The following is a 14,504-nucleotide window of genomic DNA, read 5'->3' as shown; positions in this document are numbered from 1 at the left end:
AACGCCCTACCAAGCAGTAAGAGCAGCGATTACATGTCGACGGTCATCGACAGGAGATATGTGCGCGGTGCACCGAGGAAAAACGTTCCGAAAGAAGCCACGCTGGACCAGTAAGTCGCGCCGGTCACATTCTGAACGTTCGCGCGAAAAACCGTCTTCCTGCCGTTGATCGCCGTCGTGTAGCGGGCGCCGAGATCGAGCCGCGTCCAATCCGGGATCGGCTGCTTGTTTGCGCTATCGATGAACTGCTTGCCCGTGTAGATGACTGCGCCATTCAAAGTGAGCCCCCTCATCCATGGGAGATCCCACTCGGCTCCGATATTTGCCTGTATGTTCGGAACCCCGATTGGCGTGTTGCCCACATTTGCCGCAACGGCCGTCTTGGTCAGGGTGCCATCCAGCAACGAAACGCCTCCGAGTAGACGAACATCAGGCATGAGTTCGCCGTAGACGTTGAACTCGAGCCCTCGGACTTGCTGTTCGGCGGTCGCCGCGAAACGCCCGGCGGACAATTCTCCGCTCGCCTTCGATATCTCGAATGCGCTGAAGGTGGTTGCGAACCGGCCAAAGTCTACCTTGATGCCGGCCTCGTACTGCTTGGCGATGTACGGTGCAAGCACTTCGCCGAAATTGGAGGCGGTCTGCGGCGCGACATCGCCCCGGCTCAGACCTTCGATGTAGTTCGCGTACAAAGAGACGTTGTCCCGGGGCCGGATGACGAGACCGACCACAGGCGTGGTCGCGCTCTTGTCGTAGGACGACGTCAGCGTTCCGACGTTTGAGAGATAGTTGTTCGCTTCAATGCCCTGGCGCCGTACACCCAAAGTCAACAGGACGCGCTCATCGAGTACGGACAAGGTGTCGGCAATCGAGAGCCCAGTGAGTTCACTGTCCGAGAGCCGAGGGCGTCCAGCGATCTCGTTTGCGAACTGAGTCGACGCCTCGGTCGGACTATAGATATTCGAGGTGACCAAAGTGCCATTGGTCAACCGCCGGTACAGTGCATCATGATAGACCGAGGCCTGGAAGGCGACGGCATGGTGGACGAAGCCGGTATCGAAACGGGCGCGGACACCGCCATCATATGTGGTTCGATCGATGCTAAGCCCGAAGAATTGAGGCGTCGAGGTGGTATCTCCGCTCGTGTTGATAATCGTCGGGAGACCAAAGAATCGCTCGACATTGGTTCGCGATCCGCCCACGTCGGCGAACAGCGTAACCTGATCGCTTATATCGTATTCGTTCCGCAGCAAGGCAGATTGATCGTTGATGCGCGACCATTCCCAGGGTTGCGTCACGTTCAGCCGACCGTCCGGTGCCTTTGGCACTTGTAGGCCGGAAGCCATAAGAAAGGGACGTGATGGAGCGTCGAAGCGATCGGTCTGGGCGATGAGGTAGAGCCAAGACCTGAATCGCTCACCTTGATAGTCGAGGGCCAGCGATCCGACGCCCGTCGCTTCAGATTGGCGGTCAATGGGCGTATCGCCGTCGCGCGCGCTGCCGCTGGCACGCACGCCCCATTCCTTGCTGTCGCCGTATCGCCTCGCAACATCCCAATGACCGCCGAACTGTGCGGCCGAGCCATAGTCCACGGTGAAGCGGGTCAAATCTTCTCCTGCGCGCTTAGGCACGACATTGATGACGCCGCCGACGCCGCCATTGGGCGCGATGCCCGAGAGCGCGGCTGAGGGACCCTTGAGCACTTCGATGCGCTCGACGTAGTCCGTAAAGATGCGATATGTCGGCGCGATCCCGTAGAGGCCCTCGAAGGCGAACTCACCGTTGTTGCCTTCGTTGACCGGGAAGCCGCGAATGTAGAAGGAATCCAGAACGCCACCCGTGGGATGGGAACTACGCACGGATGGATCCAGGATCAAGGCACCCGCAGCCGTCGCCGCCTGCTGGTCCCGGATGAATTTGTCCGTGAAGCTCGTCACGTTGAACGGTGACTTCATTGTGTCGGTGTTTCCGAGCAGTCCAAGCCGTCCGCCCTGAGCGACCTGACCGCCTGCAAACGCGGGCACGACACCCGACTGCGACGGCTTCGATTGCATCGCGACCGTCTCCGGTTGCGGAGCACCAGGCACCCTGGCGCGGCGTGACGTTGACTGGACCCGGACAGCGCTTCGTTTGGCTGGCGCGCGGCGGACCGACTGCTGCGTCGGAGCGTCGACCGTAACTGGTGGAAGGGAGTTGGCGTCCTGCGCTGTTTGAGATCGAGCAGGCGACTCTAACCAGCCTAGCAAAGCCACCCCACTCAGCAATTTCGCACCAAGGCGAACTGCCGCCCCAACCTCACCTGCACGTCGCATTCCAGAAAGTCCCTCATCAACAGCACGTCGCCACGCGAAACAAATCCGCGCCCGACCGACATCTGTGGCGCGTGAATCAGATTCTCCGCAGACTCGAACTTCGGATCGGTTGCTCGATCCTTGTATTGCAATGTCAGATTGCGATGGTCTGCATCGCCTCTTTAGAGAGGCGCTATCGTGACCGCAACGCAAATGCGTGCGCTGCGACTTAGAATGTCTCGATCATCGACGTCTCGAGTCAGTCGACACCGTGCTTGGAGAGATTCCAAAGGTCCGCTGGAAGATTGCAAATCGAGACTGTCGAAGTTTTTCAGGAAAGATATTCGAGAGCGCTCTCGCCAGAGAGCCATGCTTTCCCTTGACGCGGCAACGCTCCGGACCTCGTCGTGGACAGGCTGCTGCGCGTCACCATTTCGCTCCTGCCGCCCTCACTGCGACGACGTACCGCAGCACAAGATGTGCGACCTTCTTGACGTCACGCTGCGCACACCGGAGCAACGACCACGGCGATCACGCAGTTCAGATCGTCGTCCTTTATGATCGTCGTCGGCTATCAGGAATTGACCTACGTCGCCAACCGGATCGTGCCCGATACCTTTTTAAGGAGTTCGAGACCTTCGGCATCGCCAGTCTCATATATCTGCTCGTCTGCAGCATCCTCAGTGCGGATCCGGCGATACAGCTCACCCTGCCCCGTGCCCCGGCACGGTCCCGCTGAGATGATGCGGTGCCTTATGCGATCCCCATCGAGACGTTGCAAAAAGGACGGTGCTGGAGCGATGCCGCCCAACGAGTTGATCCCAGAGTCGTTTGAACCATTTCACGTGGGCCGCCACTCTCTTACCGTCGCGATGAGCCGGGCCCACATAGCGTGTACGCAGTGTGGTAGTCTTTCGATCGGAGGAAACGAGAGCCTTGATCTCGTGGCCGATATGCCCAGCGGAACGATCCTCAATATCCTTCGTGCGGTTGATATCCTGAACGCGTGGTTCGTCGTCCTGACTATCCTTCTCGGGACCGGCGCGCTGACCCTGCACGGATACGACCTGTGGCGCGTCCAGATCCGGTCCGCGTTCGATTGGCTCGTGCCGGGCGCGCTCCTGCTCGATTACAGGAGCGGGCACCTGTGACCTTTCAGCTGAGCTCGCAGTCTGCACGTTAGCGCTGTGATGCAGACAACGACGTGCCGTTTCGATTTCGCCGTCGCTGGCGCCGTGATTTCGTGCCCACTTCTCAGCGGTTGCTTCCGAGTATTTGGCGACATAGAACCGAACAACGGCGCAGGAGACGCCTGCTGTGGCCGTTTGAGTGAGCGCAATCAATGCTACAAAGGCTGGGACTGCTCCTCTGATCATCGCGATCCCCGTGAGAGAACTAACGCAGCTAACTTCGAACGCCTCTGCTTTGGTTCCGCTCGCCATTGATCTTGGGATGAGGGTGCGTGCGCGGATCCCACTGGCTGGGCATAGTTGGCACTCGTCCAGCTCCGCCGTCCAGTCATTGGTGGGAAGCGCGGCGACAATTTCAGTCCCGAGCGTTTACAAGTTATCTATAGAATCGCAGCAATGATGCAGTGATTTTGCGCGAGTGATTTTCGGCGCTCTCGCTCCACGCGCGCTGAAATACTTGCGCGCTGTGCCGCGTTGGCGGAAACGGAAATTAAGAGAGCCAAATCGCGTTACCAAGAGTTGGTTCTCACACGCTTCTCTTCCTTAAGAATAAGTAAAGCGCGGGAGCACCTATGCGTCCAGGTAGTTCGCGCAACGAACCTATGCCGACCAGGGTTTGGTGAGATACCTTGACGGACCGATCGTTAAGCCGCGTGAGCTTCCAGGAAACGCTCGGCGTAATGGCAGGCGACGAGGCGGCCGTCGAGCGGGCGCAAGGGTGGACGCTGCGAGCGGCAGAGGTCTGTCACATGGGGACAGCGGGTCGAGAAGACGCAGCCCTTTGGTGGATCGAGCGGCGAAGGCACCTCGCCCTTCGGCACGACACGCTGGCGTTTGCGGCCAAGACCCGGCGTCGCGTCGAGCAAGGCCTGCGCATAGGGGTGCAGCGGCCGCGCAAAAATGCGCTCTTTCGATCCGTGCTCAACTGCGATTCCCAGATACATGATCATCACGTCATCTGCGATGTGACGCACCACGCCGAGATCGTGCGAGATGAAGAGGTAAGCCAGCCCCAGTTCACGCTGGAGATCGACCAGGAGATTGATAACCTGCGCCTGCACCGACATGTCGAGCGCGGAGACGGGCTCGTCGGCAACCAGCAGCTTCGGCCGCAACATCAAGGCGCGCGCGATCGCGATGCGCTGGCGCTGGCCGCCCGAGAACATGTGCGGATAGCGGCCATATTGCTCCGGCCGCAACCCTACCCTCGCCATCATGTCGAGCGCCTGCGCCAGCCGCTCCTGCTTCGAGAGCCCGGTGTTGATGATCAACGGCTCTTCCAGTATGGCGCCGACGCGCTTACGCGGGTTGAGCGACCCATAGGGGTTTTGGAACACGATCTGTACGGCCCGGCGCAACATCTTTGCGGTGCTGGCCGAAGGATTGATCGCATCCACCCCATCGAGCATCAGTGTACCGGCGCTCGGCTTCTCGATCAGCGTCACGAGCCTTGCGAGCGTCGACTTGCCGCACCCGGACTCGCCGACGATCGCCAGCGTCTTGCCGGCCTCGAGCGCGAACGACACTCCGCCCACGGCCTGCAGATGCGCGCGGGCTCGGAACCAGCCTTGCTTCATCTCGTAGCTGCGCTTGAGATCGGTGGCCGTCACAAGCGCCGTCATGACACGGTCTCACGCTTGAGGGTGGACGCCCCGCCGGTGCCGGCCCGATCGGCCGCGATGCGCTCGTTCCGTGTCGGGTCGCCGAGCGGATAGTGACAACGGATCAGGCCGTCCATCCAGGGGCGCAGGTCGGGACGCACCTTGTCGGCCAGCTGCGTTGCATAGGTGCAACGTGGATTGAACAGACACCCCCGCGGCCGATCGTAAACCCCGGGTACAACGCCGGGAATGGTGGCGAGCCGTCCGCCGTCGCTCGCCTCCGGGCGCGCCGCCAGCAAAGCGGCCGTATAGGGATGCTGCGGCGAGGCGAACAGGCTTGTGGTCGGGCGCTGTTCCATGATCTGGCCGGCATACATCACGGCGACGCGCTTGGTCGTGTCCGAGACCACGCCCATGTTGTGAGTGATAAGGATCAGCGCCATGCCGCGGTCGCGTTGCAGGGACAACAGAAGATCGAGGATCTGCGCCTGGATGGTGACATCGAGCGCTGTCGTTGGCTCGTCGGCGATCAGCAGCTTCGGATTGCACGCGATCGCCATCGCGATCATGACGCGCTGGTTCATGCCCCCCGAGAGCTGGTGCGGATAGGCCGACAGCCGCTTCTCGGGGGACGGAATGCCGACTTGCTCGAGGAGTTCGACCACGCGCCGCCGCGCAGCCTTGCGATCCATCCCTTCGTGGATGTGCAATGTCTCGGCAAGCTGATAGCCGATCGTGAAGGAGGGATTGAGCGACGTCGTCGGTTCCTGGAAGATCATCGCGACGTCCTTGCCGGTGAGCGCGCGCCGCTCGCGATCGGTCAAGGTCAGCAGATCCCGCCCCTCGAACCGCAGCTTGTCGGCCTCGACGCGCCCCGGGTATGGCACAAGTCCCATCAAGGCCAACATGGTAACGCTCTTGCCGGATCCGGATTCTCCGACGATCCCCAGCACATCGCCTCTTTCGAGCGTGAGGTCGATGCCATCCACAGCGCGCACCATCCCGCTTTGCGATGGAAACGCGACCGATAGATTTTCAATCTCGAGGAGCGGCATCAGGTCGCCTTTCGACAGTGATCATGCGCTATCGCTTGAGCTTGGGATCGAGCGCGTCACGCAGTCCGTCCCCGAGAAGGTTGAATGCCAGCACGGTTATGAGAATCGCCAGGCCTGGAAGTGTGACGACCCACCAGGCCCGCAGCACAAATTCGCGCGCATCCGCCAGCATGGTCCCCCATTCGGGCAAGGGCGGCTGCGCACCGAGACCGAGAAAGCCAAGCGCGGCGGCGTCCAGGATCGCCGTCGAGATGCCGAGCGTCGCCTGGACGATCAGCGGCGCGGCGCAATTCGGTAACACCTCCTTGAACATCAAGCGAAGCCGGCCGGCGCCCGCGACTTTGGCCGCGGTGACGTAGTCTTTCGAGACTTCGCTGATCACTGCAGCGCGCGCGATCCGCACATAGTGCGGCAGGAGCACGATCGCGACCGCCAGCATGGCATTCATCAGGCCGGGCCCAAGGATCGCAACGATCACGATCGCGAGCAAAAGGCTTGGCAGCGTCAACGTAATGTCCATCAGCCGCATGATCGCGATCTCGATGACACCGCGAAAAAAACCCGCCACCAGCCCAAGGATCGTTCCGGCGACCACCGACAGCGTCACCACCGCGATTCCGATCAGAAGCGAAAGCCTTGCTCCGTGAATAAGACGGGAAAGGATATCGCGGCCGATCGCGTCAGTGCCGAGCGGATAGGCCATCGATCCTCCCTGCTGCCAGAACGGAGGTTTCAGAAAGGCCGCATTGTTGGTGACGATCGGAGAATGCGGCGCAACGAAATCGGCGAACAGTGCAAGGAGGATCAGAACCACGATCACGGCGAGACCCGTCACGGCGCCGAAATTTGCCTTGAAATCCAACCAGAATTCCAACAGCGGATGCGGCGGAGCGCCGGCTGCGACGACGGGATTCTCGAGGGCTTCGGCGGTCATCTCGTGTACCGGATTCGGGGATTGATCAGCCCGTACGTGACGTCGACCAGTAGATTGACGATCATGACGATCGCACCGATCAAGAGCGTGCCGCCCTGCAACACCGGATAGTCGCGGCGATTGATACCCTCGATCAGCCATTTGCCCACGCCGGGCCATGAGAAGATGGTCTCCGTGAGGATCGCGCCCGTAAACAGGACACCGACCTGCAGCCCGATCACCGTCACCACCGGAATCAGCGCATTGCGCAGCGCATGGATCGCGATCACCCGGAAGCGCGGCAGCCCCTTGGCGCGAGCGGTGCGAATGTAATCTTCGCCCAAAACCTCCAGCATGGCGGACCGTGTCATGCGGGCGATCACGGCGAGCGGCACGGTGCCGAGCACGATCGTCGGCAGCACGAGATGTGACAAGGCCGAACGAAACGCGCCGAAATCGCCGTCCAGCAGCGTATCGATCAGCAGAAAACCGGTCACTGGTTCGATGAAGTACTGCACCGCGATCCGGCCCGACACGGGAGTCCATCCGAGCTGCACTGAAAAAAGAAGGATCAACAGCAATCCCCACCAGAAAATCGGCATCGAATATCCGGTGAGCGATATCCCCATCACGCCATGATCGAAAATAGAGTTGCGGCGAACCGCAGCGATGATGCCGGCCGGCAATCCGAGGCACAATGCAAACAGGATCGCGCAAACAGACAGCTCGATCGTCGCCGGGAAAAGCATCAAAAATTCGGAGATCACCGGCTCATGGGTGACGATCGAGCGGCCGAGGTCGCCATGCGCCATCCGTGACAGATAGAGGCCGTACTGGACCAGCACGGGCTGATCGAAGCCGTAGTCAGCGCGCAATTGCGCGAGCCGAGCCGGATCGATGCCGTGTTCGCCCGCCATGGTCTCGATAGGATCGCCGGGTATCAAGCGGATGAGAACGAACACAAGCAACGTGATCCCTATGAAGGTCGGAACCACGAGACTCAGCCGGGTAAGAGCGAACCGGAGCATGCCGTCCTCAGTCATCTCGAAGGAAGGAGACGGGCAAGAAAAACGGCGGAGCGGTGAAGGCCGCTCCCCGCTCTGGCCTCCTACTCCTTGACGTCGACGCCGTAGAAGTTGTGGCGCCCGAACGGCGACAGCTTGAAGTCGACAACCCTCTTACTGACGGGCTTCAACTGCACCGCGTGCGCGATGGTGAACCACGGAGCCTGTTCCTTGAAGATTACCTGGGCCTGCGCATACAACTTGGCCCGCTCGGCCTGATCGCTGACGGCCTTGGCCTTTACGACCAGGTCGTCGAACGGCTTGTAGCAGAACTTGGCGATATTCGAACCAGATGCCGATTGCGCCGAGTCGCAGCCCAGCAATGTGTGCAGGAAGTTGTCAGGATCGCCGTTGTCGCCGGTCCAGCCCAGCATACCCATCTGGTGCTCGCCGGCCTGCATCCGCTTGCGGTACTCGCCCCATTCAAATGACTTGATTTCGGCTTTCACGCCGATCTTGGCGAGGTCGGCCTGCATCAGCTCGGCAATGCGCTTAGCATTCGGATTGTAGGGGCGTTGCACCGGCATGGCCCATAGATCAGTTTCGAACCCGTTCGGAAATCCTGCGTCGGCCAGAAGTTTCTTTGCCGCGGCCGGATCATAGGGATCGTCCTTGACGTCGTCGTTATACGACCACATCGAGGGTGGGATGGGATTTTTGGCCGCGATGCCGGTCGACAAATAGACGGCGTCGATGATCGCCTTCTTGTCGATCGCCATGCTGATGGCCTTGCGCACGCGCACGTCGTCGAAGGGCTTTTTTTGCGTCTGGAAGGCCAAATAACCGACGTTGAGGCCCGGCTGTTCCAGGATGGTGACGTTCGGATCTTTCTTCATCGCGTCGATGTCGGCCGGATTCGGATAAGGCATCACGTCGCATTCGCCCTTCTGGAGCTTGGCCCAGCGAACGGATGCATCCGGCGTGATCGCGTAAACGAGGTCGTCGATCTTCGCCTTTCCGCCCCAATATCCGGGGAACGCCTTGTACCGGATCACGGCGTCCTTTTGATACTGCACCAGATAAAACGGTCCTGTGCCGATCGGATCCTGGTCGATCTTTTCGGGCGTGCCGGCCTTCAGCATTGCATCGGCATATTCCTTCGACTGGATGGCCGCGAAAGGCATCGCGAGGTCGGCAAGAAATGGGGCTTCCGGTTGATTGAGCGTCACCTTGATGGTGTAATCGTCGACCTTCTCGACCGACTTCAACAATTTCGGCATCCCCATGTCGCCGAAATAGGAATGGTTCGGACTCGTCACCTTGAAATACGGATTGTCCTCCTTCCATTGCCGCTCGATCGAAAATATGACGTCGTCGGCGTTGAAGTCGCGCGTCGGCTTGAACGACTTGGACGTCGAATGCCACTTCACGCCCTTGCGCAGGTCGAAGGTATAGGTGATGCCGTCCGGCGAGATCGTCCATTTTTCTGCGAGGGCCGGCACCACTTGCGTGCCGCCACGTTCGAACTCGACGATGCGGTTGTAGATCGGCTCATTGCCGTCGAACGAGGTGCCGGTGGTGTTGACACCGGGATAGAAGTTCTCGGGGCTGCCCTCCGAGCAGAAAACCAGGGTTTTGGCAGAAGCAGCCGAAGCGAACACAAGCGCCGAAGCGCAGACGGTGGCGAGCAGAATCGATCTGTCCACTGTTGGAACTCCAGGTGAATTCTTTGGGCGCGGTGGGCCGAGGCGCCCAAGACGGCGAACGAGCTTGCTATCGGGTATTGCCGCTGTCAATGCGTAGCCGGTGCGCGCTGCGGACCGCCAGCCTTGCATCGACCCCTGACAGCTCATCGGGGTTCGAGGCGGGGAGCGCTGCCGCCTGATCTCACACCAACCAAACTACGCTATCTCATCCAATCCTTCGCATGAGGGGGCTTGGCCAGCAATGCACCAAATGATGTCTTCCCATCGCCGCCGGCGTATCCAGGCTAGACCTGCACCGAGCTCAGTTTCTTCAGGCAGCGCAGCGCAAACGATGATCGGCTGTGGCGGATACCCGGAATGCGATAGAGCTTCTCGCGCAAAAAGCGTTCGTAGCCGGCGGTACTTTCGACCGCGACCTTCACGACGTAGTCGTAATCGCCGGTGGTGAGATAGGCCTCGATCACCTCCGGCAAGCTCGTGAGCAGCTGACCGAAACGTTCGAGCATCTCCTCGTCGTGGCGATCGAGCGTCAGCTCGATGATGACCGTTTCAGGCAGGCCCAGCTTGTCCTGATTGAGCAGCGCGACGTAGCCATCGATGTAGCCCTGCGTCTCCAAACGCTTCAGCCTGTTCCAGCACGGCGTGGTGGAGAGCCCGACCCTGTCGGCGAGTTGCGCCGTCGTCAGGCGTGCATCCTGCTGCAAGGCGCGGAGGATCTTGCGATCGATCTCGTCGAGCCGAAGCGCATCCTTGCGCGGAGTCTTGACCGGCCCTGTGGCACGTCCGACTGGCACCATACCAAGAACTCCATTCTCGACTTACGACCGATATGCAGAACATCCATACTGCCAATTTAGACTATACCCAGATTAAAAGAACAACAATCCTGACCTTTTCCAGTACGGTATGCCAACAAAACGAGACATAAGCGGTGTTTGTTCTCGAACTTCGGACCAGCGATATGCACGCCGCGCTCGGCCGCCTGCTCGACCAGACTCGCGTCGCCGGGCTTCGGCTTGCTGCCGTCAGCGCGCGGGCCGACGCGAGCGAATGCCGCATCTCGGCTTCCATAGACATCGATGACCGCGACATCATCGACCGGCTCGTTCGTCGGGTTGGCGCGTTGTTCTGCATCGATGCGATCGAGGTGAGAGGTGAATGCCAATGCCCGACTCCGACCTCACACATGACACCATGAGCCCGCGGCGCGAGGCAGTTCGTTCCGAGCATCCGCCTCTGAAGCTCCACGTTCCGGAACCGGCGGTGCGCCCGGGCGGCACGCCCGATTTCTCGAACATCCGCATCCCGCGCGCAGGCCAGGTCGATCGTCCCGAAGTCGATGTCGACGCCGAAGCGATCCGCGACCTCGCCTTTTCCGTCATCCGCGTGCTCAATCGCGACGGCGAGGCTGTGGGTCCCTGGGCGGGCCAGCTTAGCGACGACGAATTGCTCACAGGCTTGCGCCACATGATGACATTGCGCGCATTCGACGCGCGCATGCAGATGGCACAACGTCAGGGCAAGACGTCATTCTACATGCAGCATATGGGCGAAGAAGCGGTGAGCTGCGCCTTCCGCAAGGCGCTTCTTCCGGGCGACATGAATTTTCCGACCTACCGCCAAGCGGGACTCTTGATCGCCGGCGGCTATTCGCTGATCGAGATGGCCTGTCAGATCTACTCCAACACGCATGATCCCCTGAAGGGGCGCCAGCTGCCTGTGATGTATTCCTCACGGGAGCACGGCTTCTTTTCCATCTCCGGCAATCTTGCCACCCAGTACATCCAGGCGGTCGGCTGGGCCATGGCATCTGCGATCAAGAATGATACCAAGATCGCCGTTGCGTGGATCGGCGACGGCGCAACCGCCGAGTCCGACTTCCACGCGGCGCTGGTGTTCGCCTCGACCTATCGCGCGCCGGTCGTGCTCAATATCGTCAACAATCAGTGGGCCATCTCGACCTTCCAGGGCATCGCACGCGGCGGCTCCGGCACGTTCGCAGCGCGCGGTCTTGGCTTCGGCATTCCGGCGCTGCGCGTCGACGGCAATGATTACCTTGCGGTCCATGCGGTCGCGAAATGGGCCTGCGAGCGTGCACGCCGCAACCTCGGCCCGACCCTAATCGAGCACGTGACCTATCGCGTCGGCGCCCATTCCACCTCGGATGATCCCGCGGGCTATCGGCCGAAGACGGAATCAGAGGCATGGCCGTTGGGAGATCCCGTGATCAGGCTGAAGAACCATCTGGTCGTGCGCGGCGCCTGGTCGGAGGAACGGCACAAGCAGACCGAAGCCGAGATCCTTGACACCGTGGTCTCGGCACAGAAGGAAGCTGAAAGCTACGGCACGCTCCATTCCGAGCAGCGACCTTCCGCGCGCGACATGTTCGAGGGCGTGTTCGCGGAGATGCCGCCGCATCTGCGTCGCCAGCGCCAGGAAGCCGGGGTCTGAACCATGCCACGACGGACAATGATCGAAGCGATCCGCGACGCCATGGACGTCATGATGTCGCGCGACGAAGACGTCGTCGTATTCGGCGAGGACGTCGGCTATTTCGGCGGCGTGTTTCGTGCAAGTCAGGGCCTGCAAGCGAAATACGGAACGAGCCGCTGCTTCGATACCCCGATCAGCGAGCTCGGCATCGTCGGCATCGCCGTTGGCATGGCGGCCTATGGATTGAAACCTTGTGTCGAGATCCAGTTCGCCGATTACATGTATCCAGCTTACGATCAGATCGTCTCCGAGGCCGCGCGGCTTCGCTATCGCTCCAACGGCCAGTTCACCTGCCCGCTCGTGGTCCGCATGCCGACCGGCGGTGGCATTTTTGGCGGGCAGACGCACAGCCAGAGCCCGGAAGCGCTGTTTACCCATGTCTGCGGCATCAAAACGGTGGTCCCCTCGAATCCGCGCGACGCCAAGGGTCTCCTGATCGCGGCCATCGAGGATCCCGATCCGGTCATCTTCCTCGAGCCGAAGCGGCTCTATAACGGCCCGTTCGATGGCCATCATGACCAGCCGGTGACGCCATGGTCGAAGCATGATCTCGGCGAGGTCGACGACGGACATTTTGCGATTCAGCTCGGCACTGCCGCGATCCGCCGACAGGGAAGCGCCGTCACCATTCTCGCCTACGGCACGATGGTTCACGTCGCCGAGAGCGCCGTAACCGAGACCGGAATCGACGCAGAGATCATCGACCTTCGCACGCTGCTGCCGCTCGATCTCGACACCATCGAGACGTCGGTCAAGAAGACCGGACGCTGCGTGATCGTGCACGAGGCGACGTTGACCTCGGGCTTCGGCGCCGAGCTCTGCGCGCTGGTCCAGGCGCGATGCTTCTATCATCTGGAAGCGCCGATCGTGCGCGTCGCCGGCTGGGACACGCCCTACCCGCATGCGCAGGAATGGGACTACTTCCCGGGGCCCGCGCGAATCGGCCGCGCGCTGATCGAAACGTTGGAGGCCTGAGATGGCGGAGCGTGCCGTCAAGCTGCCCGACGTCGGCGAAGGCATCGCGGAAGCCGAGCTGGTGGAATGGCATGTGAAGGTTGGCGATGTCGTGCGCGAGGATGCCGTGCTCGGCGCCGTCATGACCGACAAGGCGACGGTGGAAATTCCCTCTCCGGCGGAGGGTCGCATCATCTGGCTCGCCGGCAAGGTTGGCGACCTGCTCGCCATCGGCTCGGACTTCGTTCGGCTTGAGGTGGATGGAAAGAGCGAGCCGGCGACGGAGGAGACGAAACCGGCGCCGCATGCGGCTAACCCTTCGGCCAAAACGCCTGATCATGCCGCAAGTGCCCCGCGCGCACCGTCGAGCGAGCCGACCGTCGCACTGAGGCCGCGGCCCACCGCAGCGCCGCAACTCCGCGCAGACGAACGGCCTTTGGCCGCCCCCGCGGTCCGGCTCCGGGCGCGAGAAGCGGGCGTCGACTTGCGCCAGCTTCGCGGCACGGGCCCGGCCGGGCGGATCACCCACGATGATCTTGATGCCCATCTCGCCCGCACCGGCGCGGCAACGACGCGCTATCCGGCGAGAACAGCGGTTGAAGACATCAAGATCGTCGGCTTGCGCCGCAAGATCGCCGAGAAAATGTCCATTGCAAGCTCGCGCATTCCGCACATCACCTATGTCGAAGAGGTCGATGTCACTGCGCTCGAGGATTTGCGCGGCAAGCTCAACAGCCAGCGGCGCTCCGACAAGCCGAAGCTGACGCTTTTGCCGTTCCTGATGCGCGCGATGGTGCGCGCGATCGCCGAGCAGCCTCGTCTCAATGCCCATTTCGACGATGAGGCTGGGATCGTCCACCAGCACGCCGGCGTCCATATCGGGATCGCCACGCAGACGCCGACCGGCCTGGTGGTACCCGTCGTTCGGCATGCGGAAGCGCTCGACCTCTGGACTTGCGCCGCCGAGGTCGCGCGGCTCGCCGAAGCGGCACGGAATGGCAACGCCACCCGCGACGAACTCACCGGCTCGACCATCACGATCACCTCGCTCGGCGCACTGGGCGGGCTCGTGACGACTCCCATCATCAATCACCCTGAGGTCGCGATCATCGGCGTCAACCGTATCGCCATCCGTCCGCATTGGGACGGTGCCGCCGCCTTCGTGCCGCGCCAGATGATGAATCTGTCGTCCAGCTTCGATCATCGGGTTATCGATGGGTTCGACGCGGCCCAGTTCGTGCAGCGCATCAAACTGCTTCTTGAAACGCCCGCCATGATTTTCATTGACGCGTAGGAC

General features: G+C 61.3%; 12 protein-coding genes. 4 read left to right on the top strand and 8 right to left on the bottom strand.

What is annotated here, in order from left to right; all coding sequences use genetic code 11:
* Nucleotides 1–29 precede the first annotated feature (29 nt).
* Nucleotides 30–2,054 (bottom strand): TonB-dependent receptor, encoded by a 2,025-nt coding sequence (locus Q3C01_RS36360; protein ID WP_458150108.1) that lies wholly within the window; start codon nucleotides 2,052–2,054, stop codon nucleotides 30–32.
* Nucleotides 2,055–3,235: 1,181 nt separating this feature from the next.
* Here Q3C01_RS36360 and Q3C01_RS36355 point away from each other — a divergent pair.
* Entirely contained in the window at nucleotides 3,236–3,442 is a 207-nt protein-coding gene (locus Q3C01_RS36355) for a hypothetical protein (RefSeq protein WP_458150090.1), read from the top strand.
* Nucleotides 3,443–4,125: 683 nt separating this feature from the next.
* On the opposite strand, the gene Q3C01_RS36350 is transcribed toward Q3C01_RS36355, so the two are convergent.
* The 7 genes from Q3C01_RS36350 to Q3C01_RS36320 form a co-directional block, all read right to left on the bottom strand.
* The gene (locus tag Q3C01_RS36350) at nucleotides 4,126–5,103 is read right to left on the bottom strand and encodes a peptide ABC transporter ATP-binding protein (RefSeq protein WP_458150089.1); all 978 of its coding nucleotides are present in this window, start codon (nucleotides 5,101–5,103) and stop codon (nucleotides 4,126–4,128) included.
* Nucleotides 5,100–6,137 carry an ABC transporter ATP-binding protein gene (locus Q3C01_RS36345; RefSeq protein ID WP_458150088.1) on the bottom strand — a complete coding sequence of 346 codons (1,038 nt, stop codon included), beginning with the start codon at nucleotides 6,135–6,137 and terminating at the stop codon, nucleotides 5,100–5,102. Before Q3C01_RS36345 ends, Q3C01_RS36350 begins: the two co-directional genes overlap by 4 nt.
* 28 nt (nucleotides 6,138–6,165) lie before the next feature.
* Nucleotides 6,166–7,071 carry an ABC transporter permease subunit gene (locus Q3C01_RS36340; protein ID WP_458150087.1) on the bottom strand — a complete coding sequence of 302 codons (906 nt, stop codon included), beginning with the start codon at nucleotides 7,069–7,071 and terminating at the stop codon, nucleotides 6,166–6,168.
* Complete coding sequence (locus Q3C01_RS36335) at nucleotides 7,068–8,078, bottom strand: ABC transporter permease subunit (RefSeq protein ID WP_458150086.1); 1,011 nt, start codon at nucleotides 8,076–8,078, stop codon at nucleotides 7,068–7,070. The genes Q3C01_RS36340 and Q3C01_RS36335 overlap by 4 nt, the downstream gene beginning before the upstream one ends.
* An 80-nt stretch (nucleotides 8,079–8,158) precedes the next feature.
* The gene (locus Q3C01_RS36330; RefSeq protein ID WP_458150085.1) at nucleotides 8,159–9,760 is read right to left on the bottom strand and encodes an ABC transporter substrate-binding protein; all 1,602 of its coding nucleotides are present in this window, start codon (nucleotides 9,758–9,760) and stop codon (nucleotides 8,159–8,161) included.
* 284 nt (nucleotides 9,761–10,044) lie between these two features.
* Complete coding sequence (locus Q3C01_RS36325) at nucleotides 10,045–10,557, bottom strand: Lrp/AsnC family transcriptional regulator (protein ID WP_458150084.1); 513 nt, start codon at nucleotides 10,555–10,557, stop codon at nucleotides 10,045–10,047.
* Nucleotides 10,558–10,613: 56 nt separating this feature from the next.
* A complete protein-coding gene (locus tag Q3C01_RS36320) occupies nucleotides 10,614–10,925 on the bottom strand; it encodes a hypothetical protein (protein ID WP_458150083.1) in 312 nt (103 codons plus the stop codon).
* A gap of 29 nt (nucleotides 10,926–10,954) precedes the next feature.
* Between Q3C01_RS36320 and Q3C01_RS36315 the strand changes: the two genes are divergently transcribed.
* The 3 genes from Q3C01_RS36315 to Q3C01_RS36305 are packed head-to-tail and all read left to right on the top strand — an operon-like array spanning nucleotide 10,955 to nucleotide 14,501.
* A complete protein-coding gene (locus Q3C01_RS36315) occupies nucleotides 10,955–12,211 on the top strand; it encodes a 3-methyl-2-oxobutanoate dehydrogenase (2-methylpropanoyl-transferring) subunit alpha (RefSeq protein ID WP_458150107.1) in 1,257 nt (418 codons plus the stop codon).
* Between the two features lie 3 nt (nucleotides 12,212–12,214).
* Entirely contained in the window at nucleotides 12,215–13,228 is a 1,014-nt protein-coding gene (locus Q3C01_RS36310) for an alpha-ketoacid dehydrogenase subunit beta (RefSeq protein WP_458150082.1), read from the top strand.
* A gap of 1 nt (nucleotide 13,229) precedes the next feature.
* The gene (locus Q3C01_RS36305; RefSeq protein WP_458150081.1) at nucleotides 13,230–14,501 is read left to right on the top strand and encodes a dihydrolipoamide acetyltransferase family protein; all 1,272 of its coding nucleotides are present in this window, start codon (nucleotides 13,230–13,232) and stop codon (nucleotides 14,499–14,501) included.
* Nucleotides 14,502–14,504 lie beyond the last annotated feature (3 nt).

It is taken from the genome of Bradyrhizobium sp. UFLA05-109 (genome assembly GCF_054185165.1).
Note: the sequence above shows the minus strand (reverse complement) of the source record. Positions and strands in the feature narration are given on the sequence as shown.

Bases quoted from the DNA above. Each gene is read 5' to 3' on its own strand.
- Q3C01_RS36360 (WP_458150108.1), bottom strand. From the start codon at position 2,054: ATGCAATCGAAGCCGTCGCAGTCGGGTGTCGTGCCCGCGTTTGCAGGC.
- Q3C01_RS36350 (WP_458150089.1), bottom strand. From the start codon at position 5,103: ATGACGGCGCTTGTGACGGCCACCGATCTCAAGCGCAGCTACGAGATG.
- Q3C01_RS36345 (WP_458150088.1), bottom strand. From the start codon at position 6,137: ATGCCGCTCCTCGAGATTGAAAATCTATCGGTCGCGTTTCCATCGCAA.
- Q3C01_RS36340 (WP_458150087.1), bottom strand. From the start codon at position 7,071: ATGACCGCCGAAGCCCTCGAGAATCCCGTCGTCGCAGCCGGCGCTCCG.
- Q3C01_RS36335 (WP_458150086.1), bottom strand. From the start codon at position 8,078: ATGCTCCGGTTCGCTCTTACCCGGCTGAGTCTCGTGGTTCCGACCTTC.
- Q3C01_RS36325 (WP_458150084.1), bottom strand. From the start codon at position 10,557: ATGGTGCCAGTCGGACGTGCCACAGGGCCGGTCAAGACTCCGCGCAAG.
- Q3C01_RS36315 (WP_458150107.1), top strand. From the start codon at position 10,955: ATGAGCCCGCGGCGCGAGGCAGTTCGTTCCGAGCATCCGCCTCTGAAG.
- Q3C01_RS36310 (WP_458150082.1), top strand. From the start codon at position 12,215: ATGCCACGACGGACAATGATCGAAGCGATCCGCGACGCCATGGACGTC.
- Q3C01_RS36305 (WP_458150081.1), top strand. From the start codon at position 13,230: ATGGCGGAGCGTGCCGTCAAGCTGCCCGACGTCGGCGAAGGCATCGCG.